Source organism: Runella sp. R0.1_18 (genome assembly GCF_057652155.1).
Window position 1 is genome coordinate 135,419 of record NZ_JBYFCK010000002.1, and the last position, 24,917, is coordinate 160,335.

Annotated in this window: 14 protein-coding genes; 7 read left to right on the plus strand and 7 right to left on the minus strand. The window is 45.1% G+C overall.

Annotation, left to right across the window (positions count from 1 at the left end; genetic code table 11):
• Positions 1-5: 5 nt before the first annotated feature.
• The 7 genes from AC23P2_RS03445 to AC23P2_RS03475 all read right to left on the minus strand — a co-directional run bounded on the left by AC23P2_RS03445 (position 6) and on the right by AC23P2_RS03475 (position 11,441).
• Positions 6-1,046 (minus strand): DUF3500 domain-containing protein, encoded by a 1,041-nt coding sequence (locus tag AC23P2_RS03445; RefSeq protein WP_487771897.1) that lies wholly within the window; start codon positions 1,044-1,046, stop codon positions 6-8.
• A 56-nt stretch (positions 1,047-1,102) separates the two neighbouring features.
• The gene (locus AC23P2_RS03450) at positions 1,103-3,904 is read right to left on the minus strand and encodes a carboxypeptidase regulatory-like domain-containing protein (RefSeq protein ID WP_487771898.1); all 2,802 of its coding nucleotides are present in this window, start codon (positions 3,902-3,904) and stop codon (positions 1,103-1,105) included.
• A gap of 97 nt (positions 3,905-4,001) precedes the next feature.
• A complete protein-coding gene (locus AC23P2_RS03455) occupies positions 4,002-4,124 on the minus strand; it encodes a hypothetical protein (RefSeq protein ID WP_487771899.1) in 123 nt (40 codons plus the stop codon).
• A gap of 123 nt (positions 4,125-4,247) precedes the next feature.
• Positions 4,248-6,017: an Ig-like domain repeat protein gene (locus AC23P2_RS03460; protein WP_487771900.1), complete on the minus strand. Its 1,770-nt coding sequence runs from the start codon at positions 6,015-6,017 to the stop codon at positions 4,248-4,250.
• Between the two features lie 196 nt (positions 6,018-6,213).
• Entirely contained in the window at positions 6,214-6,795 is a 582-nt protein-coding gene (locus AC23P2_RS03465) for a hypothetical protein (protein ID WP_487771901.1), read from the minus strand.
• Between the two features lie 51 nt (positions 6,796-6,846).
• The gene (locus AC23P2_RS03470) at positions 6,847-8,601 is read right to left on the minus strand and encodes an Ig-like domain repeat protein (protein ID WP_487771902.1); all 1,755 of its coding nucleotides are present in this window, start codon (positions 8,599-8,601) and stop codon (positions 6,847-6,849) included.
• 41 nt (positions 8,602-8,642) lie between these two features.
• Entirely contained in the window at positions 8,643-11,441 is a 2,799-nt protein-coding gene (locus tag AC23P2_RS03475) for a TonB-dependent receptor (RefSeq protein WP_487771903.1), read from the minus strand.
• A 311-nt stretch (positions 11,442-11,752) separates the two neighbouring features.
• On the opposite strand from AC23P2_RS03475, the gene AC23P2_RS03480 reads away from it, so the two are divergent.
• The 7 genes from AC23P2_RS03480 (at position 11,753) to AC23P2_RS03510 (ending at position 24,885) form a co-directional block, all read left to right on the plus strand.
• Positions 11,753-14,758: a serine hydrolase domain-containing protein gene (locus AC23P2_RS03480; protein ID WP_487771904.1), complete on the plus strand. Its 3,006-nt coding sequence runs from the start codon at positions 11,753-11,755 to the stop codon at positions 14,756-14,758.
• Between the two features lie 82 nt (positions 14,759-14,840).
• A complete protein-coding gene (locus tag AC23P2_RS03485) occupies positions 14,841-19,706 on the plus strand; it encodes a PKD-like domain-containing protein (protein WP_487771905.1) in 4,866 nt (1,621 codons plus the stop codon).
• A gap of 82 nt (positions 19,707-19,788) precedes the next feature.
• Positions 19,789-21,528, plus strand: a complete 1,740-nt coding sequence (locus AC23P2_RS03490) for a 3-keto-alpha-glucoside-1,2-lyase-like domain-containing protein (protein ID WP_487771906.1) — start codon at positions 19,789-19,791, stop codon at positions 21,526-21,528.
• Positions 21,529-21,609: 81 nt separating this feature from the next.
• Positions 21,610-22,071 (plus strand): thioredoxin family protein, encoded by a 462-nt coding sequence (locus AC23P2_RS03495; RefSeq protein ID WP_122933486.1) that lies wholly within the window; start codon positions 21,610-21,612, stop codon positions 22,069-22,071.
• Between the two features lie 213 nt (positions 22,072-22,284).
• The gene (gene dndC, locus AC23P2_RS03500; protein ID WP_487771907.1) at positions 22,285-23,622 is read left to right on the plus strand and encodes a DNA phosphorothioation system sulfurtransferase DndC; all 1,338 of its coding nucleotides are present in this window, start codon (positions 22,285-22,287) and stop codon (positions 23,620-23,622) included.
• Positions 23,615-24,601 carry an HNH endonuclease gene (locus tag AC23P2_RS03505; protein WP_487771908.1) on the plus strand — a complete coding sequence of 329 codons (987 nt, stop codon included), beginning with the start codon at positions 23,615-23,617 and terminating at the stop codon, positions 24,599-24,601. The genes dndC and AC23P2_RS03505 overlap by 8 nt, the downstream gene beginning before the upstream one ends.
• Positions 24,598-24,885 carry a hypothetical protein gene (locus tag AC23P2_RS03510; RefSeq protein ID WP_487771909.1) on the plus strand — a complete coding sequence of 96 codons (288 nt, stop codon included), beginning with the start codon at positions 24,598-24,600 and terminating at the stop codon, positions 24,883-24,885. The genes AC23P2_RS03505 and AC23P2_RS03510 overlap by 4 nt, the downstream gene beginning before the upstream one ends.
• Positions 24,886-24,917: the final 32 nt, after the last annotated feature.

The following is a 24,917-nucleotide window of genomic DNA, read 5'->3' on the forward strand; positions in this document are numbered from 1 at the left end:
GGCGCTCATTTTCGATGCCCCGCTTCGTAATGGGCTTTGAGAAGGTCTTCGCCCCAGTCGTTGGTTAAATCGCGAACGACGGTATGAACGTGGTTGGCGTTGTTTTGGGTGTTGTCGTATTCAATCAAAAACGTAGGCCCATGAATGCGGTAATAATGCCCTCGACCTGTGCCTCTGATAGGTTCTTGATCGCCCATCCAACAAAAGGCAATGGACGCTAAATCGGCTTTGCTGAGCTTCTTGAGGGCTTGGTTTTTGAGCGTAACGTGATAACGTTGAAAATATACTTGGAGTAACTGGGTGAAAAGTTCTTGCTGATGGGCTGTCATTTCTCCACAAAGCATCCCTTCGCGTTTTTCGAGCATGACACGCCGTGTGTTGGTTGAGACAATATCGCTTGGTGCTTTGTCCGAAAGTACCACTTTGGCAAGTTGCGCGGGGGTCAACGAATGCAAAAGGGCAAACGCAGCGTCGGCTTCTTCTTTTAGCACTTGTTTTCCTTCTTGGACAAAACCAGGGAGCACCAGGGCAGGATTGCTCCCAAAGAAACTGGGTAAAAACTCAATCGCCTCACCCACGAGGGTAAAATGCAGCGATATATGATGCCCTTCTACGCTCCATCCCCAAGGCTGTTTGGCTGAGGGTGTACCAAATACCAAAAAAGCATAGTTCTCAGGGTCGCGATAGGTGTCGTTTTCGGGGCGTTTTTCTACTTGACGCAGTACGTATTCGAGCGCTATGATGTCGTTGACTTTTGCTTTTCCCACTTCACTCAAAGCCACTTCCAACAACTGCATAGCGGCTTTTCGCTGGGCTTCGTTCATCTTTTTGAGTGGAAGCCCCTTACGAGAACGCGGGGTATAGTTCCAATCATAACGCCAGTCCGAATCAAACGCCAGATTGGCTTCATTTTTCTGCTCGGCTGACAAGCTATTAAGAAACGCCTCGGCGGAAGTACGCATCTGTTGACCAAGCGAAGGCTGGCCAAACACCTGAGAGTATGTCCAGCCAACGAGTAGAAAGAGAAATACAAAAACAGACTTCATGGTTCTTTTTAGACTGAAAATCAGTTTGTTAAAACTTTCTACTCGCTCGCACAAAATTACCATTTATACCCAACTCCAATTTGAATGAGTTGCCCTGGAGAATAACGCTGAATGATTTGGTCACGGGAGCGTTCGTAGCGCCCATTCTGATTACCATCTTGCAAAATAACGGCGCTTTGATTCAATAGATCATCTATGCTCAAACGAACCAAAAATCGTTGATTGAATTGTTTCGTAAGGTGAATATCTACTACATTTCGAGGCATTTCGTACCAATCAGGATACCCCTCAAAACCAACCGCAAAAATTCGTTTACCCATCACATTGTAAAACAAATTGGCACTGAAATCACGCGTTGAGTTTGTATAATTAAATCCCATATTGATGAGAAATGGAGCTTGCCCCTGAAGTGGCCGAGCTGTCGATTGTCCCAATGCTTTTTCCCCTAAACTTACATTACTTGCAATGATTGAGCCGCTAAAAACAAGATGTAAGTTTTTAAGTAAGGCCGAAGAATGATTAGGAGCGAGCGACTTTCGGATTTCGACCTCTATTCCTGCGTTGGTTGCATTTCGGGCATTGGTAAATGTAAATGTTTTGGAACCTCCTGTTCCTCCCCCGCCAGCTTCAACGACTGTTTCGATCGGATTTTGGAAATATTTAAAAAAAGCGGCAATACTAATAACTTCATTGGGAGAGGGGTAACGTTCCCAACGAACATCAAAGTTGTGAATTTGGGCCTGTTTCAGCTCGTTTCCTCTCACTATATAGTTATAGTCCCAGTCAAAAAAGTTGAAAGGAGCAAGTTCTCTAAATTCAGGTCGGTTGATGGTCTGCCCGTACGCCAAACGCAACAAAGTCGTGGTGGAAAGATTGTAAGTAACATTGACAGAAGGAAGGATATTTAGGTTGTCAAGGGTGCGTACAATGGCTTCATTACTAACTTCATTACTTGTAAGCTGTTGAAGACTTTTTTCTGTTCGTAAGCCCCCTATCACACTTAGTTTTGTCGTCAGAGGCAAGCTTAGTTTTGCAAATCCTCCCAAAAGTTGCAGGTCTCCTTTATAGCTATCACTGGCATTGGTAAGTTCATCCATCCGAATGCCTGTCACGGGATTTTGATTGGCAGGGGCAAAGAGCTCGTCGATAGAACCAGCGAGCAGTTCCGTGGAAAAAGTGGAAGTAGCCGAGCGAATATATCCCAAATTTCGAGCCGCAAAAGAACGCGTTTTACGTTCGGCAAATACCCCCACGCTCCACTGCCCTTTCCGTCCCTCCTGTTGATTGAGTAAAATTTGCTTTTTTAACGCAAGGTTAGCTGCGATACTGTTGTCGGTTTGGAGGGAAGAAAAACGTCCCAAGAAAAATGAAAACGCCCGCCCAGTGGGAACGTACAAGGTACTTGTAGCAGTGGATGGTTCAAAGTCGGAGCGATAACGCCGAAAATCAGGCTGGTTTCGGTGAGAATAGGTATAACTTACGCTCCAATCAACAGAGGCGGTATTTTCGTCATTCAACGGATGATTCCCCTCGAGCTGACCCAAATAATGTGTTGCGTAAATCTGGTTAAATGCGTGGTCATTAGGAAGATAATTAAACTCGATGTGCTGCCCCGTACGAGCTACATATCGCCCAATACTCGACTGAGACAATAAGTGGTTAAAATTTATACGAGCTTTGTTGAATTGAAATGCCCAGTTATGTAAAATTCCCAATCGAATAGTTTGGTTGTATTGGGTATCATTGAATTGAAAAATGGGAGACTCTGTTCCTCCCTGATTTTGGTTATAATCTCCCCGCTCAATTTGAAATTTACTGTATTGATTTTGATAACTAAACGCCGAAAAGCTACCTATTTTAAGCCTTGGAGTGTCGAGTAGTTTTAGCCCACCCGATAAAACAAGCCGCTGATTAGGCTGGGCTGTTGATGCGTTAGCTACCCAGTTATTTTTCAACAAGGTACCAACATTGGCCAATGCTTGGGTATTCCCCCCTAGAGAATTAAGGTTTTTGGGGAAATTGGTAGGAATATCTTGGTACTGGTTGTTGAATCCTAATGAATAATGCGGACCATTGTCGGCTTTTCGAAAAGCTGAAAACGTACTCCCCTGGCGATAGCCCGCGGTAAGTTCCACTTGGAGTGAATTTTGGACAGGCATTGTTTCGGGACTAAACTGAACAACACCTCCCGCAAAATCGCTCGGAAGTTCGGCAGAAGGACTTTTGAAGACGGTAATCTTTTCGAGTGCTTGAGCTGGTAACAAATCGAGAGGAAATGACTTGGTGTCGGACTCGGTTGTCGATAGAAAAGTAGTAGAAAACTGGAAATTGTTGTAGCGAGGGTTTAGGCCACGAATCGTCAAGAAACGAGCATCGCTGATGGCTAATCCAGGAATTTGGCGTAGTAAATAAGAGGTTTCTTGTTCTGCTGCTTTTTGAAGTTGCCCTTTGTTTAATCCACTCACGATAGATTGAGCAGCTTGACTCTCGGCGATACTTTCTGTTTCTAAACTTGCATAACGACCGAGTTGTCCTTTTTGGATATAGATAGGCTCAAGTACGATATTGACGTTCGTAATTTGACTGGGCTTTACACTAAGGTTAGGCACCGACCTTGTTCGATAACCTGGCGCCGAAAAATCAACTCGATACAGTTGGACTGGTAGGTTGGAAAGGGTATAATACCCGTTTTCATCGGTAAAAACACGAATGCCTCTTTCTTGAATTTGAACATAGCCCTCCTTAACAGGTTGTTGCGTATATGCGTCACGCAAAACACCCCGAATTGTACCGTTTTGGGCAAAAACAGCGGATGAAAGTAGGGTTAAAATACCTAGAGTAAGTAAACGAGAGTTCATAAGTATGTGGGTTAGTAGTTTTCAACGTAGGGGTATAAAGAAAAAGACTGAGAACAATCGCCCCCAGTCTTTCTTATAATCTGACACCAATATGAATTTATTCCGACGTGATACCTGAGTTATTTCTAGGTACCCATTCGTGAATGTTTTTATCGTACTTGAGGGTGGAGTCAGGCCACTCAACGTACATCTTCATGGTCAAGTATTTGTCGATATACATTTTTACTTGGTAAGGATTGCCTTCATAATCCTACACTAAGACAAAAAAACAAAGAACGAATTTGACAAATTGTATTTCATAGATTTCGGGGAGTTCACGCAAAAACTCCTTGAAAAAGGGCGATTATATGTTGTAATTGGTTGTACCTGGGCTAAAATTAGACCAAGTAGCCGTCCAGTCTTCTGAGCCAAAAGCACCGATAAACGTAGCAGGCGACCAGAAAGCCCCCGCTGGTACAAGCCCACCAGTAGCTAATAAACCGCCGTTGGACAAGGTAAAAGTAGGAGTACCCGTTGCGAACAAACTAGCACTCAAACCGCTCCCATCATAACTATCCATGACTTTATTGCCTGTTTGGGCAGCAAACCAAGCCGAGGGTTTTTGACTACCAATGTTATTGAGTGCCACAGGCGTTGTGTGCGTAGAAAAGTCGCGCACAGGAAAGCCGTAAGGAACGCTTTGTGTACCCGATGTTGCCAAACCGAATCCGTTTGCCCCCCAACCTTTTACCCCCATCACCCAAATCCGATTCAATACTAACGAACCATTGGCAGCATTGGCCAAGGTGTTGTTACCTTCAATTAAAACGCCATTTGGATAAGCGGTGACGGCACTATTGTAGATTTTTACTTTGCAGTTGCGACGCAAGTGCATACCGTTCTGAAACTGTGCTGAAATCACTGTTTCAGCAGTTGCTTTGGCACCAATCAATGTTGCGTTTGAAATAGTAGCGGCGGTAAATGGGATATTGGAGGTACTTTGGGCATCGTTATCTATTTCAAAGCCATTTGAACCAGATTGATCGGCCAATGCAGCACCACGGATACCAACCATAAACTGTAGATTGCCTCGGTAGCCCAAATCAAGGTCTAAATCGTCGTCCAAACCATGGTAAGCAATCAAATATTTGGCGTTAAAAGTACCACCAAACCATCCAAAAGAATCACCTAAACCATAAGATGCCTGCAAAAATTCTATGGTTGTGCCGCTACCTACCGAACCAAAAGTGAAAGAGCTTAATTCAGTGCTGGGATTGAGCGGTATTCCCGCAAATTCTACGCGGACATATTTCAAAGAACCCGAATTGTCGGCATCGTTTGTATCCCCGTGGAAGCCTTTGAAACTACCTTCCAATTGTACTCCTGTACCTTGGTTGTTTACGGCTTTTCCACAAATTACCAAACCACCCCAATCGCCTGGTTCACGCTGACCTACTGGACGCTCCGAGGTGAACACAATAGGAGACTCTGCCGTTCCGTTTGCAACGATTCGGCTACCACGCTGAATTATTAATGTACCTTTTGAGGCACGGTCGCCGATGATAACGGTACCTGGTTCGATGGTCAAAACGCCCGTAGCTACGTTGGAAGGAGTATCGGACAAAGTGTCGCCACCTACCCGCACAAAACCAATTAGTTTATAGATTTTATCTTTTGTCCATGTAATTTTACCCGACAATACGCCTCTTATTTCCTCCACTTGCTTGGTTGGCACGGCCGATACCGTTACCAATTGCGTAGCAATGGTTGAAGATTGATTACGCAGGTCGGTGGCTTGCAACGTAAACACAACCGATGTGCTTGCGGGCAGGTTTTCAATCACATAATCTTTGCTATAAGAATCGGACTTTTCGGCGTTGTTATACAATTTACGGTCAAAAACCTGTCCATCTTTCAATACAACAAGGGTTTTCAAGCCTTCGGGGGCGTTGATGCTGGCCGTAATTTTAACAGTAGTACCAACAAAGCCATTAGCAGCAATACCTGCCGTGAGGATTGGGACAGGACCAATAGGTTCTTCTTTTTTACAGGCGTTGAAAGCTAAAGCCAGACCCAACACTACCATCGTAACTATTGAACGGTTTACGTTTATAAATTCCACTTTGGTTATCATTGATTGGCTAAGAATCTTTACATCTATCTAATCTAAGTCCACCACTGATTTCCGCGCAACGTTTCTGGTTGTTTTAAGCTCCATTGCAGCACCACACAAACGAACAAAAACACCTCATATTCAACTAGTTTAATACTATAAAAAAGCCAAGAGCAAGGCCCTCGACTTTTAAGAATAATCTGACACCAATATGAATTTATTCCGACGTGATACCTGAGTTATTTCTAGGTACCCATTCGTGAATGTTTTTATCGTACTTGAGGGTGGAGTCAGGCCACTCAACGTACATTTTCATGGTCAAGTATTTGTCGATATTTCCTTCTTTTGTCATTGCTTTGAACAAAAATCCGCCTCGTTCAAGTACCACGGTTTCCTCCTTAAGATGAGGTGTACACCAAAGCTCTTCGTACTCGGTGGGCATCAACTTTGCCCCTAATTTAAACTTCCCTCCTACTCCTCTTCTAAACATCCCACTGCCTACGGGACGGGTGATAAAGAAATAATGCGTAGAGTCGGGTGCAATGAAATAGTTAACCAACTTATACTGCGACAACCGACCTACATACTCCTGACGAAACTTGGCATCGAAGCGGGTGGCATTAGTCGCTCCACGGGCGTATTGACTCGTATAAGTAATGATGTTGGTCAACAACGTATCTTGTTCGGCTTGTGAAAAGTACGTTTTTGCTTGGTACGGGTCTTTTTTACAACCCCCAAAAAACAGGGCGCTTAAAGCAACAATAAAGAGAAAGAACGCGGTTGAAAATTGTGTTTTCATAGTTTCGGAGAGTCTGGATAAAAAGACTCCCCGAAATATAAGAAGCAATTATTATTTGCTATAATCTGTTGTACCAGGGTTGAAGTTAGACCATTTTGCAGTCCAGTTTTCCGACCCAAAAGCACCAATGAAAGTTGCTGCCGAGAAAAACGAACCTGTTGGCACAACGCCACCTGTTGCAAGTGTACCGCCGTTGCTTAAAGTAAGAGTAGGAGTACCTGCTTGGAATATAGATTGGTTTAAACCTAAACCAGCGTATGAATTTTGAATTTTGTTACCAGCTTGTGCAGCAAACCACTCTGATGGCTTCGCAGTACCAACTGTAATAGCCACAGCAGGAGTCGCAGTATTTACATCACGTACCGCAAAGCCGATAGGAGCTACCGTTGTTCCTTGACCAAAACCGTCTGTACCCCAGCCAGCAACCCCAGCTAAAACGACACGATTAAGAACCAAGTCACCTGAATTGGCATTCGCTTGAGTAGTTGTTCCATCAATAAAAATACCGTTAGGATAACCAGTTACAACTGCGTTATATACTTTGATTTTGTTGTTACGACGCAAGTGCATACCGTTTTGGAACTGAGGGCTAATCGAAGTTGCATTGGTTTCTTTTGGTCCAATCAAAGTTACGTTTGAAATTACAGGAGACGTAAAAGGCGTTGCCGCAGTTCCTTGACCGTCGTTGTCAACCTCAAAACCATTTGAACCCGATTGGTCAGCCAAAGTAGCACCACGCATCCCAATGATAAACTGAAGATTTCCACGGAAACCAAAATCCATATCAAAATCATCATCTAAACCACGGTAAGCGATAAGATATTTACCATTTACGGTTCCACCAAACCACTCAAAAGAGTCGTCCAAACCATAAGAAGCTTGTAAGTATTCCATTGTGGTACCACTACCAACTGAACCGAATGTGAAAGAGTTTACTTCTTGGTTAGGGTTGATAGGCACCCCAGCGTATTCTACACGAACATATTTCAACGAGCCAGAGTTATCGGCATCATCCGAACCACCGTGCCAGCCTTTGTAGCTACCTTCCAATTGAATTCCTTTATCACCAGTCGATTGGTTGTTTACGGCTCTTCCGCAAATCACCAAGCCACCCCAGTCACCCGACTCACGCTGACCAGCAGCACGCTCAGAAGTGAAAACGATAGGAGCATCTGCAGTTCCGTTTGCAATGATTTTGCTACCACGCTGAACAATCAATGTTGCTTTTGATGCGCGGTCACCAATGATGGTGGTTCCTGCTTCAATTGTCAATGTACCTGTTCCAGCGGTCGATGAGAAAGTCTCAGTCGTGTCTGCGCCTACGCGAACAAAACCGATGAGTTTATAAATTTTATCTTTTGTCCAAGATACGTTTCCAGTGAGTACGCCTCTTACTTCTACCACTGTTTTTGCAGGTACTGCCGAAACTGTCACTACTTGAGTCGCTACGGTTGAAGTTTGGTTTTTAGTATCAGTGGCTTGGAATGTAAATACAACACTTGAGCCTACTGGCAAGTTTTCTACTGTATAATCTTTGGTATAGCTATCAGCTGTTTCACCTGCCGTGTATGCCTTACTATCAAATGCTTGGCCGTTTTTCAATACTGTTAATGTCTGAAGACCTTCTGCGGCATTGATGGTAGCAGTGATTTTGGCAACAGAACCTGCTACTCCTGTGAGCGCACTACCAGGTGAGATTACTGGTGCTGGTCCGATTTCTTCTTCTTTTTTACAAGCATTGAAAATCAATGCCATTGACAGAACCCCAAGGGTGAGGACTGTGTGGGCTAGACGACGAAAGTTCATCGGTTTGTTTGTTTTGTGTTACTTACTAATTGATTTATAAATTATAAAAGGCGATACGAGAAGCCAAGGCTAACCAATTGGCCTGTGCGGTACTTCTGAACAAAGAAATCTTTGTCAGATTCAAACTTATTGTCTTTGTTAGAATCTTGCATGATGCGCCAAGGTTGATTCAATATATCTTGAATACCTCCTTTGAGCGTCCAACGCTGGCCTAATCCCTTCGAGAAAGTTACGTCTAGGATATTACGTGGCATTTCATATAAGTCAGGGTATGCTTCAAAACCTACAGCGATGATACGACGGCCAATAACGTTGTAGAGGATATTAAGCTGGAAGTCTTTTTTCGTGTCGTTGTAGTTAATACCTACGTTGACAATGTAAGGTGATTGTCCTTGAAGCGGGCGGTTATCTGATTGGCCAACTCCACGGTCGCCAAGGCTAACACGGCTACGAATGAGTGCCGTATTGAACAACAAGCTCGTTTTCTCAAAGATACGTGAGCCTGGAAGTACATTTCCTAATCCTTTTTTGATTTCGATTTCGATACCTGTACTGTAAGCACTTGCGGCATTGTTAGTGATAAACGTTTTAGAACCTAACCCCGTAGAACCCAAGTCAACCGTTGACTCGATAGGCGTGTCGAAGTACTTATAGAAAGCAGCTACGCTAATAAGCTCAGATGGAGTAGGATAGTGTTCCCAGCGTAAATCCATGTTTTGGATAGTCGCAATTTTGAGGTTTGGATTTCCTTCGTAAACGACGTTGAAATCAAAATCAAAGAATGAGAAAGGAGCTAACTCGCGAAACTCAGGACGGTTTACAGTCATGCCGTAAGCTGCTCTCAAAAGGGTCTTTTCTGTAAAATTATAAGTAAGGTTTGCAGATGGTAGTACACTTGTGATTTTGTTATCAACTCGTGCTGCTGCTCCTCCTAAATACGTACTATTCATTTGCTGGCGGTTATTTTCAACCCGCACACCTACGATAGCATTGAACTTTTTCGTGAATGGAATATTGACAGAACCATAGCCCGCAAGTAGCGTATTAGACGATGTGTAGGAGTCGTTGGGGTTGGTTTGTTCGTCGATACGGATACCACCATCGTTCCGAATATTCTGGAAAAGCGTATTAATATCGCTACCAGCAAGGGCAGGATTAAAGTTTCCGCCACGAACGTATCCTAGGTTACGCGCTTTGAAAGTACGGTCTTTCTGCTCAAAGAACCCTCCAAATTTAAGCTCAATTTCTTTGTCTCCCGCTCCAACTTTCTGCGTTAGGTTGGCCGCACCTGTCAATCCTGTTTCGTCCATTTGTGAACTAAAACGTCCCAAGAAATAAGCTTGTGCTTGCCCTACTGGAATATAAATCTCGGTTCTTCCCGTAGAAGCATCTAAAACATCCGAACGATAGCGCTTGTAGTCGGGTTGGTCACGGTATGAATTATTATAACCAGCTACCCAATCAATCACTGTTTTGTCATCGTTAAATTTGTGTTTACCTGTCAACTGACCTGAGTAAATACCACGATATACTTGGTCGAATGAGTGGTTGTTAGGACGGTAGTTTTGGGCAATGTCTTGACCCGAACGGAACACATAACGACCATTGCTGATTTGATTAAATAAGTTTTTAAATTCAATGGTGTGATTGCTATTAAAACGAAACGCCCAGTTGTGCAAAATACCTACGCGGTTATTGCGGGAATACGATTGGTCGTCGTACTCAAATAATGTTTCGATAGAATTACCCGCGCCAATATTGTAATCGTTACGATCAGTGGCTGTAAACTGACGTGTTTCACTGTAATTAACAGTCGTAATATTACCGATTTGAACCTTGCCAAGTTGCATTCTAAAGTTTCCTGTAAGAGAAACACGTTGATCAGGCGTGGCAGTAGAAGTTACTGGCACCCATTCGTTACGAAGCGAGCGGCCTGCTAATTCTATTAAGGCAGGGTTGTTGCTCACAGCACGCAAGTCTTTAGGAAAATTGTTTGGAAGATCTAAATAACCGTTGTTAAAACTTGTCCAATAATTGGCGCCTTGTTTTGATTCTTTAAATTCTCCGAAGGACGTTCCTTGACGAATACCTAAACTGTAATCAAGGGTAATGCTATTTTGATCAGGAATGCTTTTGGTATAAATTTTAACAATTCCTCCCGCAAATTCGCCAGGAAGGTCTGCCGAAGGTGTCTTATAAATAAGAAGACGGTCGATTTGGCCACTAGGAATAACATCAAACGAAAATGCTTTCACGTCGGTTTCCATTGAAGGCGTGAAGGCATTGTGAAGCATCACGTTGTTATATCGCGAGTTAAGACCACGAATCGTGATAAAACGATCACCTACAATGGTGATTCCTGGCACGCGTTTTACTACTTGCGCCGCGTCACGATCGAGCGAACGAGCGATTTGCTGCGATGAAATACCACTAACAATATTTTGTGAAGCTTTGATTTCGCTAATGACCGATACTTCAGTATTGGTTTGGCGTCTTGCTACTACTTTTACTTCGGCGAGGGTAGCGGCAGACTCGATGAGTGCTGTATTGACTTCCGTTACTTTATCAGCCTCAATCTTTACGTTTGAAATCGTTTCTGTATTATAAGAAACGTAGGTTACTTCTACGCTGTAGCTTCCTGCGGGGACTTTGGCAAACGAAAAGAATCCGTTTACGTCGGTGGCAGCGCCCAATTGGGTTCCTACAACACGAACGGTAGCGCCTATGAGTGTTTCTTTTGTTTTGGCATCGGTGATGGTTCCGCGAAGTGTTCCTGTTTGGGCAAAAGTGGCAAAACTCAGAAGAAGCATCGCCAATAAGGCAGTAAATTGTCGTAACATTTTTTGAATGGTCAACATTTGTGAGTTGTAATATTTGATTCAATTTGGTGTCATAAATCCTTTATCAGGATTGCGCTGCAAAGGTAGAAGTGCAATATTAAGTCAATGTTAACCCAGTATTACGGCTAGGTTATATTTGAAAAATTAGCGGATAAGTACCTATAATTCAACCTGTTTCAAGAAATGGCGCATTGGTTAAATTTAGTTTATAAATAATAAACAGTTCAGGTTAAATTGTACCAGAATATCGGTTTTGTACAATTTTTGTGGAGAGGTTTTAGTAACTTTGTAGCTATTTTTAAATCAGTGAAATGAAGATTTTTTGGACGAATTCTATTGCAGGAGTGATCATAAGTGTGGGCGTTGTGATGGGGCTAGTAGGCTCTTATCACAAAGAGGCAGACGAAAAGCCTACGCAATGGGCGCTAAAAGAAGACAATGCTCCCTCGAAAGCGGTTTTTGAAGCAAATCGCTGGGCAGATAGTGTCTTTAGCCAAATGACCCTTGAAGAAAAAATCGGGCAGGTTTTTATGATTGCCACCTACTCAGACCGTAATGAAACCTATTATCGGCACGTGGACAATCTCATCAAAAATCATCATATCGGCGGGCTCATTTTCTTTAAAGGAGGGCCTTCCCGCCAAGCAAAACTCGTAAACCGTTATCAAGCACTCTCAAAAGTACCCTTGATGGTGGGCATCGACGGCGAATGGGGGCTGGGAATGCGCCTCGACAGCATCGACGATTTTCCCAAACAAATGACCCTCGGCGCCATTCAGGATAATCAATATATTTATAAAATGGGGCGGATGATTGGCCGTCAGTGCCAGTTAGCGGGTATCCAAGTCAACTTCGCACCCGTGGCCGACATCAACTCAAACCCGCGTAACCCCGTGATTGGACTACGCTCGTTTGGAGAAGACCGTGAGAATGTAACCGCAAAAGCGGCTGCGTATATGAAAGGGCTTCAACACCAACGGGTGATTGCCACTGCCAAACACTTCCCTGGACATGGCGATACGGGCACCGACTCCCACTTTACCTTACCTGTACTTTCACACTCGACCGACCATTTAACCCAAACTGACTTATATCCTTTTCAAAAACTGATTGCCGACAGCCTTACGGGAATTATCACGGGGCATTTATACGTTCCTGTTCTTGACAATCGTCCTCACCTTGCCTCTTCGCTTTCTGAAAAAATAGTAACCGATTTACTCAAAAAACAAATGGGCTTTCAGGGATTGGTCTTTACTGATGCCATGAACATGAAAGGTGTAACGCGTGGCCGAACGCCCGTTGAAGCTAACATAAAAGCATTGGTAGCAGGAAATGATGTACTGCTGTACCCCGAAAGCGTGATTGAGTCGGTGCGGCGTATCAAAGAAGGGGTATCGAGAGGGACGATTCCTGTGGACGTCATCGACGAAAAAGTACGAAAAATATTACGGGCCAAGTACTGGACAGGCTTGCACCTTATCAAGCCAATTCCTGTTGTCGCCCTCAACGCATCACTGCAAGCCCCCGAAGTAAAAGCCCTCACGCGTGATTTGTGCGAACAAGCCGTTACTTTGGTACGAAACGACAACCAACTCTTGCCACTTTCATCGCTCGACACTTGTAGTTTTGCCTCGATTGCCATCGGGGGCGGCGGTATCAATCTGTTCCAACAAACTTTGAGCAAATATGCCGCGTTCAAGCATATTGTGTATGCCGACAAACCTACCACCAACCAAGAGATAGAAGGTCTGGTGGCACAAGCAGCCAATGCCAACGTGGTGATGGTTAGTTTGCACGATACCCGACGCAACTTTAATCGTCCTTTTACCATTACGCCAGCCACGGTTGAGCTTCTCAACCGCTTGCAACAAAAAGCCAAGGTGATTGTGAGCATTTTTGCCACTCCTTACGCCTTGAAACAACTGCCCATTACCTCCGCAGTAGTATGTGCCTACGAGAACCTCCCCGATCTTGAAGTAGTGGCTGCGGAGCAGATTTTTGGAGCGTTGCCATTCAAAGGCAAATTGCCCGTTTCCGTTGAAAACACGTATGAGTTAGGAACGGGTATCATCACCAAACCACTCAACCGCCTACAAATCGGCTATCCCGAACAAGTCGGTATGAGTACTGAGGTTTTGAACAAAATCGACACCCTCGTCGAACGCTCGATTCAGGCGCGCATTTTCCCTGGCTGTGAAGTAGTAGTGACGCGCAAAGGACGCATGGTGTTTCAGCGGAGCTATGGCACCTTGACTTACGATAACCTCACCGAAAAAGTAACCAACGAAACCCTCTACGACGTAGCGTCGGTGACCAAGGTAGCGGCTACCCTCCAAGCCGTGATGTACTTACACGAAGAAGGTGTTTTGGACTTAAAACAAAAAGCGGCACACTATTTGCCTGAACTTCTAGGAACAAACAAAGCGGCAATTACCATCGAGGACTTACTGCTGCATCGGTCGGGCTTGGTATCATTTTATCCCAAACTTTGGGAACGTACCAAAACAGGCGGCGGCGGGCTGATGACCGAGTATTACAGCTCGATTCGAGACAGCGTCTATTCGATGCAAATTGCCCCCAAGCTTTTTGCCAAACCCGCCCTGCGCGATTCGGTCTGGAAAGGCATTATCCAGTCGCCGATGCGCAAAGAAGTCAATGGGAAGCATTCGTTTGTGTATAGTGATTTGGGGATTTTGGTGCTACAAAAAGTGGTAGAACGAATCACCAATCAGCCGTTAGATGAGTTTTTGAGTCAAAATTTCTACGAACCACTCGGAATGATGACGACGACCTATTTGCCCTTGGGGCGTTTTCCAGAAAGTCAGATTGCACCTACTGAAAACGACTTTTCGTACCGAAATCAGTTGCTTCGGGGTACAGTTCATGACCAAATGGCGGCAGTTTATGGCGGAGTTGCAGGCCATGCGGGTTTGTTCAGCACAGCCTATGACTTGGCCATTTTGATGCAAATGAACCTACAAAAAGGACACTACGGCGACCGTCGGTATTTTCAAGAAGAAACCCTACCCTTCTTTTCTAAAATGTACGACTCGGCCCATCATCGTGGGTTAGGCTGGGACAAAGCTCCCACCAGCGGGGAGAGCAATTTTGTGGCGGCGACTGCTTCATCTAATTCGTTTGGGCATTCGGGTTTTACGGGCACTATGGTGTGGGTTGACCCTAAAGAAGAACTGGTATTTGTGATGCTGTCAAACCGCGTGCATCCCAATGCCGAAAACAATGAAATCAACCGAAAACGAATCCGTCGGAGGGTTCACGAAATCGTCTATCAGGCCATTCTCAAAGACGGAAAATAAATCTCATTCTTTGAAAAGTGATGATGTATCAATAAAGAGGTAATTTTAAGCGTTTTTATCAAAATCAATACATTAACGGATTATGTTCAAAAAACTACTTTTTCTAAGCTGCGCCGCTTTGCTGGTTTGTGGGGTAATTTTTGAGAGTGCAGCTCAAAGTATTAGCTCCGTTATAGTCACCAGTACGTCGGGTGTCATCCCTGCGGGTGGCTATTGCGCTGGCCAAGGAGTACGGGTATCGTTTAGTGCAACAGGCTTTGCAGGAACTCCTACTTTTTCGGTGCAGCTATCGGACGCTGCGGGGGTCTTCCCTGCTACTCCCAACGTCATTGGCTCGGGCAATACTAGTCCCATTTCGGCCAACATCCCCGTGGGTACAAGTGCAGGATCAGGTTACAAAATACGCGTCACTTCAGGGCTGACTACTTCGGCAGGCAGTGCGTCATTTACGGTCAACCCCGTTGCCACCGTAAACCCTGTCGGTAATGTAACCGCTTGTAGTGGAGCAGGTGTGAGTGGTATTTCTTTTAGCAGCTCTAGTGCTGGTGCAACGTTCTTTTGGACAAGTTCCACCAACATTGGCTTTGGCACATCGGGTTCAGGAAATATCCCTAGCTTTACCGCCGTCAACAATGGAACTTCAAATGTCACTGCTAATGTGACCGTTGTCCCTTCGGTCAATGGCTGTGTAGGACTTGCTTCTAGTTTTGATGTGACCATTCGCCCCGTCGCAACAGTCAACGCCGTAGGAAACCTCAATGTTTGTAATGGCACGGCCAACTCGGCGATTAATTTTAGCAGCCCAACTGCTGGTACGACCTTCACCTGGACCAGTTCGGCCAACGTAGGATTTGGAAACTCTGGTTCGGGCTCTATCCCTGCTTTCACCGCTACCAACCCAGGTACTTCTTCGGTGACTTCGACCGTCACCGTGACCCCCAATCTTAACGGATGTCCAGGGCCAGCCCAGTCATTCAACGTGACGGTCAACCCGACCAATGCTACCGTCAATCCTATTTCAAACCTTTCCTATTGCGACGATACATCAGCACCTTCCATCAACTTTACCAGTTCTTCGCCAGGTGCTTCGTTTGATTGGACATCGTCTGCCAATATTGGGTTTGGCACTTCGGGTTCGGGTTCAATCCCTGCCTTTATTGCCAATAACAATAGCAATGCTGACGTCACTGCCACCATTACTGTTACACCGCGCGTAGGTGGATGCTCAGGTACTCCAACGACTTTCACGGTCACGGTCAAGCACAAACCTACCGTCAACACCATTTCAAATGTGATTACTTGTAATGGAAACAGCAACGCTGCCATCGCCTTGACAAGCTTCTCGGCGGGTACAACATTCGCATGGACTAGCTCAGTAAACGTCGGCTTTGGTACCTCAGGCACTGGAAATATCCCTTCTTTCACGGCAATTAATGCAGGAGCAAGTACACAAGTAGCCACAGTCACTGTCACCCCTTCGGTGGGAGGATGTACAGGCAACAGCACTTCTTTTAGCGTCACTGTCAACCCCACTACCAGCGTAAATACCGTGGCCAATGCCGCCTTTTGTGGTGGAATTCCAGTAGCAGGGATAAGTTTCTCTAGCCCTGTGGCAGGTACGACCTACAGCTGGACAAGCACCGCAAATGTGGGCTTTGGCACGTCAGGTACTGGCAATATCCCTGCCTACACCACCATCAGTTCTAACACTACCCCCGTCGTTGCGACGGTGACAGTTACCCCTAGCGTTGGAGCTTGTCCAGGCACACCAAAAACTTTCACTGTTACTGTCAATCCCGCCCCAACGGTCAACACCATTACCAACGCCGTCTATTGTAATGCGGCTTCGGGTTCGGCCATCACATTTTCTAGCCCTGTTACAGGCACGACCTACACTTGGGCAAGTTCAGTAAACATAGGATTTGGGGTTTCGGGAACGGGCAATATTCCTGCTTATACCGCCACCAATGCCACCTCAAACCCTGTTATCAGTACTATCACTGTCACACCGAGTACAGGAACATGTACTGGCCCAGCGTCAACTTTCACCATCACTGTCAATCCTACGCCCGTTGTTGGCACCGTCGCGAATGCCGTTTATTGTGGCAATGCAGGTGCGAGTGCGATTCCGTTTACCAGTTCCACAGCGGGAACTACTTACGCGTGGGCAAGTAGTTCCAACGTAGGTTTTGGAACGGCGGGTACAGGAAATATTTCGGCTTTTACAACTGTTGATAGCGCCTCTGTCGTTTTGGGCAGCATCACCGTTACGCCTACTGCCAATACCTGCGTAGGAGCCTCTAAAACATTTACCATTACCGTAAACCCCTCGCCTAAAGTAACGACCGTAAACAATGTGGCCTACTGTAATACTGCCCCAGGCGCCGCCATTGCTTTTACGAGTCCCACTTCGGGAAGTACCTATACGTGGACATCTTCGGCCAATGTTGGATTTGGAACGTCGGGTTCGGGAAATATTGCAGCATTTACAGTAGCCAATGCCGGTGTAGCACCCATCATTTCAACTGTGAGTGTTACGGCCAAAACCGCGACGTGTACTGGCCCTGTAAAAACATTCACCGTCACTGCCAACCCAACGCCAGTGGTCACGACGCTTAGCAATTTGACGTATTGTGGAACGGTAACTGCTCCTGCTATCTCTTTCTCAAGCCTTACCTCAGGCACCACCTACGCCTGGACAAGCACGACTAACGTAGGTTTTGGAACAACAGGCACGGGTAATATCACAAGTTATACAGTAGCAAACCCTATCGCTGCCGCCACAACCGCTACGGTAAGCGTCATCCCAACCGCCAATACCTGCGAAGGAACAGCCAAGACGTTTACCATTACAGTCAATCCAAGCCCAGTTGCTAGTAACATCGCTGATATTACCCTTTGTGCGGGAGAAAAAGGAAACGCTATCGCATTTACAAGTGCAACGCCAAGCACGACATTTACTTGGTCAACTCCTACCAACGTCGGCTTTGGCGTGGCAGGCACAGGAAATATTGCGGCTGGATTTAACGCTTTAAATAACTCGCAGGGGGTAGTGTCAACCACCATTAGTGTTGTTCCAGCAACCTCTCTTTGTACTGGAAAAACAGCGACCTTTGCCTTCGTTGTCAACCCAACTCCTGCCAACCCAACCTCCGCTTCACCAGTTGTCTATTGTGCAACCGCCAACGCCACGGCTTTGGTCGCCAATGGAAGCAACATCAAATGGTACACCGAAGCAACGGGTGGCAGTGGAAGCGGCGTAGCCCCTACCCCATCGACCAACAACTCAACCGATAACTCCATCACAACAAGCTATTACGTTACGCAGACCAATCAATATACCTGCGAAAGCCAGCGTAGCCAAGTGCAAGTAGTCGTAAAACCCCTCCCTCCTTCGGCCCAAGTCACAAAGCAAGAATACCTTCTTTGCCAGTTTGACCCCGCCATTCAGTTGGATGCCAAAGTGCAAGGAACGGGCGAGTCGTTGCTTTGGATTTATCCTAACAGCAGCGAAACGGGGGTTATTCCTACCATTACCACTGACACGGGCTTTGAAGGAACTTATTCGGTGTTACAACTACGCGATGGCTGTCGAGGCCCTCGTACTGACATTCGGGTGAACGTACGCACGACGCCATTGCCTACGGTAAGTCAAGTGCCCATCGTGACTTGTCAGAATGCCACTCCACAGGCACTATCTGCTACAGGAACCGCCTTAAAATGGTACAATACCAACAAAACAGGGGGCACGCCTCAGAGCACACCGAATATTCCACCAACACAAACGCCAGGTACTTACAATTTTTATGTGACCCAAACAGGCACCAATGGCTGTGAAAGTCCACGTGCCGAAATTGTAGTTGTCATTCAGCCACTCCCAAGTGCAACCATTAGCGGCGAAGGCACCATCACTCAAGGCCAGTCGGCGCCATTGTCAATTGCATTTACAGGCCAAGGCCCTTGGACGTACACGCTATCAAATGGGCTGACCTTTACTTCGTCTCAAAACCCGACCAACATCACAGTGAGCCCGTTGGAATCTACCATTTTTACGGTAACAAAAATTACCAATAATTGCGGTGAAGGGAGTCCAGCGGGAAGTGCTACCATCAATGTACGGGTAGCCACCATCGACGTTGGTAATCCAAGTGCTACTACCGTATGTGCGGGGCAAACGTTCGATATTCCCTATTTTTCATCGGATTTCTTCCCATCAAATACCCAGTTTCGCGTCCAAATCTCAAAGACAAACGACGATGCCAGCTTCCAAACCATTTCGACGGAAGGCTCAAGTACGCCATTAAAAGCCACAGTACCCGCCACGGCCACGGCAGGAACCTACTTTGTGCGGGTGATTGGGGTTGCCTCTAACTTTACGGTAAAAGGAAAAGTAAGCCCTGTACAAATTGTAGTGCGGGAATTACCAACGGCGACCATTTCGGGGCCAGCGAACATTTACGAAACTGAAAGCGCCAAACTTTCGATTGCCTTTACGGGAGAAAATCCTTGGCGCGTGACCTACCGTGATAGTTTGGCCCAAAAAGACACCACGTTTTCAACGACCGTCTCGCCTTTTGAGTTTACCGTACGTCCTGCAAAAACAAACCTCTATCGTATCGTTTCGATTAGCAACGGTTGCGGAAACGGCCCAGCCACCTCGCGCCTTACCTTAACGGTCAATCCGTTGCTGTCGGTCAATCCAAACCAGTCAAGCGATTGGCTGAGCGTCTATCCTGTGCCAGTTCAAACGCGTTGTACCATCGAAATCCAAGGAGGTGCGCCTGCGTCGATTACCGTCACCGATGGCTACGGGCGCGTTTTGTTACGGCAACAAACGGCCACCAGCAGAGACGAGGTTGACTTTACGACGCTTACCCCAGGGGTTTATTTCCTAAATGCAGAACAAAATGGGCGCATAGCGCGACGAAAAATCGTAAAAGTGCAGTAGAATTTAAGTACTTCGGAGTTTGTTTGTCGAAACAAACGTACCTTTGCAAAAGGTAAACAAGTAAGCCGAAGCACTTTTGACTATGAAAATACGCATTGCATATCAAGCCGGCTGTCTTCTTTTGGCAGTCGGTTTTGCTTTTTCAGTACATGCCCAAAAAAATGGCATGACCCAGCTCCCCACCCACGAAGGAGGAGCGTTTCAACTCACAGGAAGCTGGAAGTCAGCACAGGCGGTGACGATGCACCCCGACAAAAAAGATTTTGTAAAAACAACCGCTCTTTCTGACAAAGCAGCGGGGATTTTGGTCGGCAGTTCTGCGGCGAAAGCCACCACTGAATTAGGCGCAGGCGATGTGGTTCTGCAACTTGATTTTATGTTATCGCCCGCAGGAAGTGCCGTAGTGAAACTTCCAGGTGGCTATGACATCCAGCTGAGCGATAGTTGGAAAAATCCCAAGCTCGATGGTAGCGCAAGTGGGTCGATAGCAGGACTTATGCCCCTTCAAAATGCCAGTAAAGCACCTGGACTTTGGCAGCAATTATTGGTTCAGTTTAAACGCCCCACCAAAACGTCGGCAGCACAAATCGAAAAACTCACCCTCAATGGGTCGGTGATTCAAGAAAACACTTTTTTAAGTGCAGCTCCTTCTTCTCAATCAAGCATTGCTTTGGAGGTTACCTCAGGCAATGTGGCGTTTAAAAATGTGTATTATCAATTGCTGAACGATACGCACCCATTGACCCTAAAAAACCTCACTTATACCCTTTACAAAGCAGGAAACGACCGCCCGAAGGCATTGTTGAGTGAAAATATTCTCAAAAAAGACACAACCTCTATCCTGACCAGAGAATGGGGTGTTGGCAACAACAGCTTTTATTTGGTTTATGAAGGAAACATGGACGTAGTCCAAGAAGGCGACTACCTGATTCAGCTTATCTACATGTCGAATGCTTCGCTGGAGATAGATGGCAAACAAGTACTTCCTTACCAATGGAATGATTTTCAGCAAAACTACGTCCCAGCCACAGTGCATCTGACCAAAGGTTCACACCCATTCCGCCTAGATTTCCACAAATTTACCTGGCGCCGCCCTGCCCTTGGCATGATGGTTTCGACCCAAGGCGTCCGTCCGTACCCACTTCACGTATTGTCGTCGGTGCCCGAACCACAGCCCATCCCGACCATCGAAGTAACCGCGACGGGAGGCAAAGCTGAGTTGGTACGCTCGTTTATCCAACGCCAAGGCGAAAAAAACAAACGCACCCACTGCCTTTCGGTAGGCACGCCTGAAGGTGTACATTATACGTTAGACCTCAATTGGGGTTCATTGTTGCAGTTTTGGAAAGGGCCTTTTGCCAACGTTACCGAAATGTGGTACGAACGCGGCGAACCGCAAATTTTACACCCAATGGGCACAACAACAACGACCAAAGGTCAGGTAGATTGGGCAGTGCTGACCGATATGAATGCGGCTTGGCCCGATTCTCTCTCGCAGCTCACCTACAAAGGATATCGCTTATCGCCCGACGGTGTACCAACCACCACTTATCGCCTCAATAATGCCGATATTACCGACGAAATAACGCCCGATAATGGCGGTTTAACGCGTACTATCAACGGAAACCTTCCCAACGGCTACGTACGTTTGGTGAGTGGAAATAGCATTTCACAGCTCGAAAAAGGACTTTACGAAGTAAATGGACAAAGTTATTTTGTACGAATAGACCCTAAGAGTAAGCCCGTAGTTCGCAACGTTGGTGGACAACAAGAATTGCTTTTACCACTCAATGGTACCGTACGTTATTCATTGATTTGGTAAGTTTTATGGGTTGAGCAAACCATTTTGCACGAAATTTGCGTTTTATGCTCAAACGAATTGACAATCTAATTATCTAAACCGATGCAACGTTTCATTTTTGTTCTCGCCATAGCCGCTGTTTTGTTTACAGGCATGGCAGCGACCACTCCCTCTGCGCCTGCACCTTCTACCACTGCCCCTAAAGCAGATGGCATTCAATTTGTGGATTTGCCTTGGGCCAAAGTGCTCGAAAAGGCTAAAAAAGAGAAAAAAATCATCTTTTTTGATGCCTACGCAAGCTGGTGTGGCCCATGTAAAATGATGCAAAAAAATGTATTTACGCGCAAAGACGTCGGCGATTATTTCAACGCTACGTTCATCAACGTGAAAAAGGACATGGAAATCGGCGAAGGCCCACAATTGGCCAGCCGCTACCCCATCGAAGGCTACCCTACGCTTTTCTTTGTGGATGGAAATGGCAAATTAGTTACCACGCACTTAGGCGCCATCATGGACGGCCCAGAGCTTATTAAATTCGCCAAAGCGGTGACTGGCAAAAAGTAATTTGGTACTTAACCCGACAAAAAAAGCCGTGAGTTTCACGGCTTTTTTTGTCGTTAGTTGTATTTTTTGGAGAATATATGGCACAGGCTTTGTTGGATTTATCAAACAACGAAATATGCCCCTTTCTCGCATTAGTAAGTCATTTTTTTGGTTAATTTGCCCGATGGTTAAAAAAACAACCATTAGTGCTTTTAGTTGATAACGAACTTTAGTATGTCTCAAATCTTGTCTTTTATAGAAGAAGAAATCTTGGATCAGTACCTTGCAGAGGACGATAATCGCCCGTGGATTATCGGATTTAGCGGTGGTAAAGATTCTACCATGCTTTTGCAATTGGTCTGGAATGCGTTGAAAAAAATACCTGAAGGCGTTCGTTATTTTCGGGATGTGTACATTGTGTGTAATGATACACTGGTAGAAAATCCACGAATTGTTCAATTTATTGAACGTACTTTGCACCGAATCGAGGAAGCGGGCGTCGCACAAGGTATGCCCTTTAAAATACAGCGCACTACGCCTGTATTGGAAGATACTTTTTGGGTAAAACTTTTAGGGCTAGGCTACCCTGCTCCTAGTAACTCATTTCGCTGGTGTACGGAGCGCCTTAAAATTGACCCCACTACGCGATTTATCAAAACGCAAATAAGCCAAAAAGGTGAAGTAATTATTTTGTTAGGAACTCGTTCGGCTGAAAGTGCCAACCGTGCTCGAAGTATAAAAAAATACGAGGTAAAAGGGCAGCGTCTCCGTAAGCATATTTTACCTAATGCTTTTGTGTATGCTCCAATTAAAGATATTGAAACCAATGAGCTGTGGCAATACCTGATGCAAGTCCCGCCCCCGTGGGGTGGTACACATAAAGAGTTGGTAACACTCTACCGTAATGCAAACAGTGGTGATTGCCCCTTAGTAATTGATGATACAACTCCTTCTTGTGGTAATAGCCGTTTTGGTTGTTGGGTATGTACCGTGGTAAATCGGGATAAATCAATGGAAGGATTGATTACCAATGGTGAAGAATGGATGTGGCCGCTGATGGAACTGCGCGACGAACTCGTACTCAACCGTAATAACCGCGAAGTACGAGAGGTATTTCGTCGTCAAGATCGGCTTAAAATCCGAGAAGCAGACAAAGAGGAAGATTGGGGTCCCTACACAGCTGACTATCGTGCTAAAATACTTGAAATGGTATTGAAAGCACAACGCGAAATACAATTACAGCAGGGTGAAACCTTGCAACTTATTTCACATCAGGAACTCGTAGCGATACAGGTGTTATGGTACCGCGACGGGATATTCAATCATAAAGTATCTGATATCTATAATCGCATTTACGAAACACCGATTGATATGAGTAAGCACGAAGACAAATTTCGGGAAGAGGAAAAGCTACTGCGCGAGGTCTTTCAGCCCGACCACGTAGAACTGATTCAGAAATCGCTCAAAATCATGAAAACCAAATCACTCATGGTTAAAAAACGCGGCCTCCAAAATGACATTGAAAACCTCTTGGATGAATATTTGTTGAAGAAGAAAATGACGTATGCCTAACCTCGTTCAAATTTTAGAATATTACATTCACGCTTTCACGCATCTTCACCGTGATTCAAAAAAAGGCGGTGCTCCTCACAAACCTATTTTACTTCTTGCCATTATTCATGAATACGAATTAGACCGAATTACGGACAATCGTATCTTTATTACACCAGAGTTAACTCATTCTTTTTCAGTATTTTGGAATCAACTTGTAACAACCAACCACGACCAACGATTTGCTTTACCATTTTATCATCTGTCGGGCGAAAAAGGAAGTTGGTGGCAATTAATCCCTAATGTTGGTTGTGAAATATGGATTGAAAACCCAGGCTCCATGCGAAGTTTTGGTAATTTGAGTGCCGCCGTTGCTTATGCTGAAATTGACCAAAATTTGGCCTCATTGCTTTTAAATAAAGAAAGTCGAGCAGTTTTAAAACAAATGGTTTTAAAAACATACTTTCCCCAAAAATCTACACAGCCGATTGAAAATCAAGAAGATGGCTATTTAGATAATTTAAAAAACGAAGTTTATGAACCTTCCGCTGAATACAAAACCAAGTTACTAAACCTCAAAAAACGTCTTGACCCCGAAACATATCAAATCGAAGTCTATAACCGAGGGACGATTTTTAGGCGCGAACTGGTGAAAATTTACAACGAATCATGCTGTATATCAGGGCTTCGGGTTTCGGCTTTGTTTACAATTACGATGGTAGATGCTTGTCATATTGTACCATTTGCCAAAAGTTTCGACAATAGTCTGAGCAATGGAATTGCACTTTGCCCCAACCTTCATCGCGCTTTTGACCGAGGCTTGATTTCGGTCAATGACAGCTATGAAGTGATACTTTCCCCTTCCTTCAAGGAAAATACTCAAAGTGAGTATAGTTTTTCAAAAATTGAAGGTAAAACAATCTGTCTGCCAGACGATAGGGATTTTTGGCCGTCATTGGCTAATTTTGAATGGCATCGAAAAAATGTGTTTAAAAAATGAATAAAGAAATTATAGATTCTCTGAAATGGGAAGGTGATGTTGCTATTGGAAAACAGGGAGATAGCTATATTATGTACCAAGTTTTTGAAAATGGAGAACTATGGATTTCAGGGCCAAAATGGAAGCAGAAAAAGGACAAAAACGGTCAACCAATTATTCATCCAAATAGGATTTCAAAACTTGACACAAAAGAACATGCTATTTTAATAGCCGAAAATATTAACAAACTGCTTAATTCTGAGCCTTTTACCAGCTCATACGCTGAAAAGATAAAAAAACAATAAAACCTTTCCTCTTCAAGTCTTTCCCGACATTC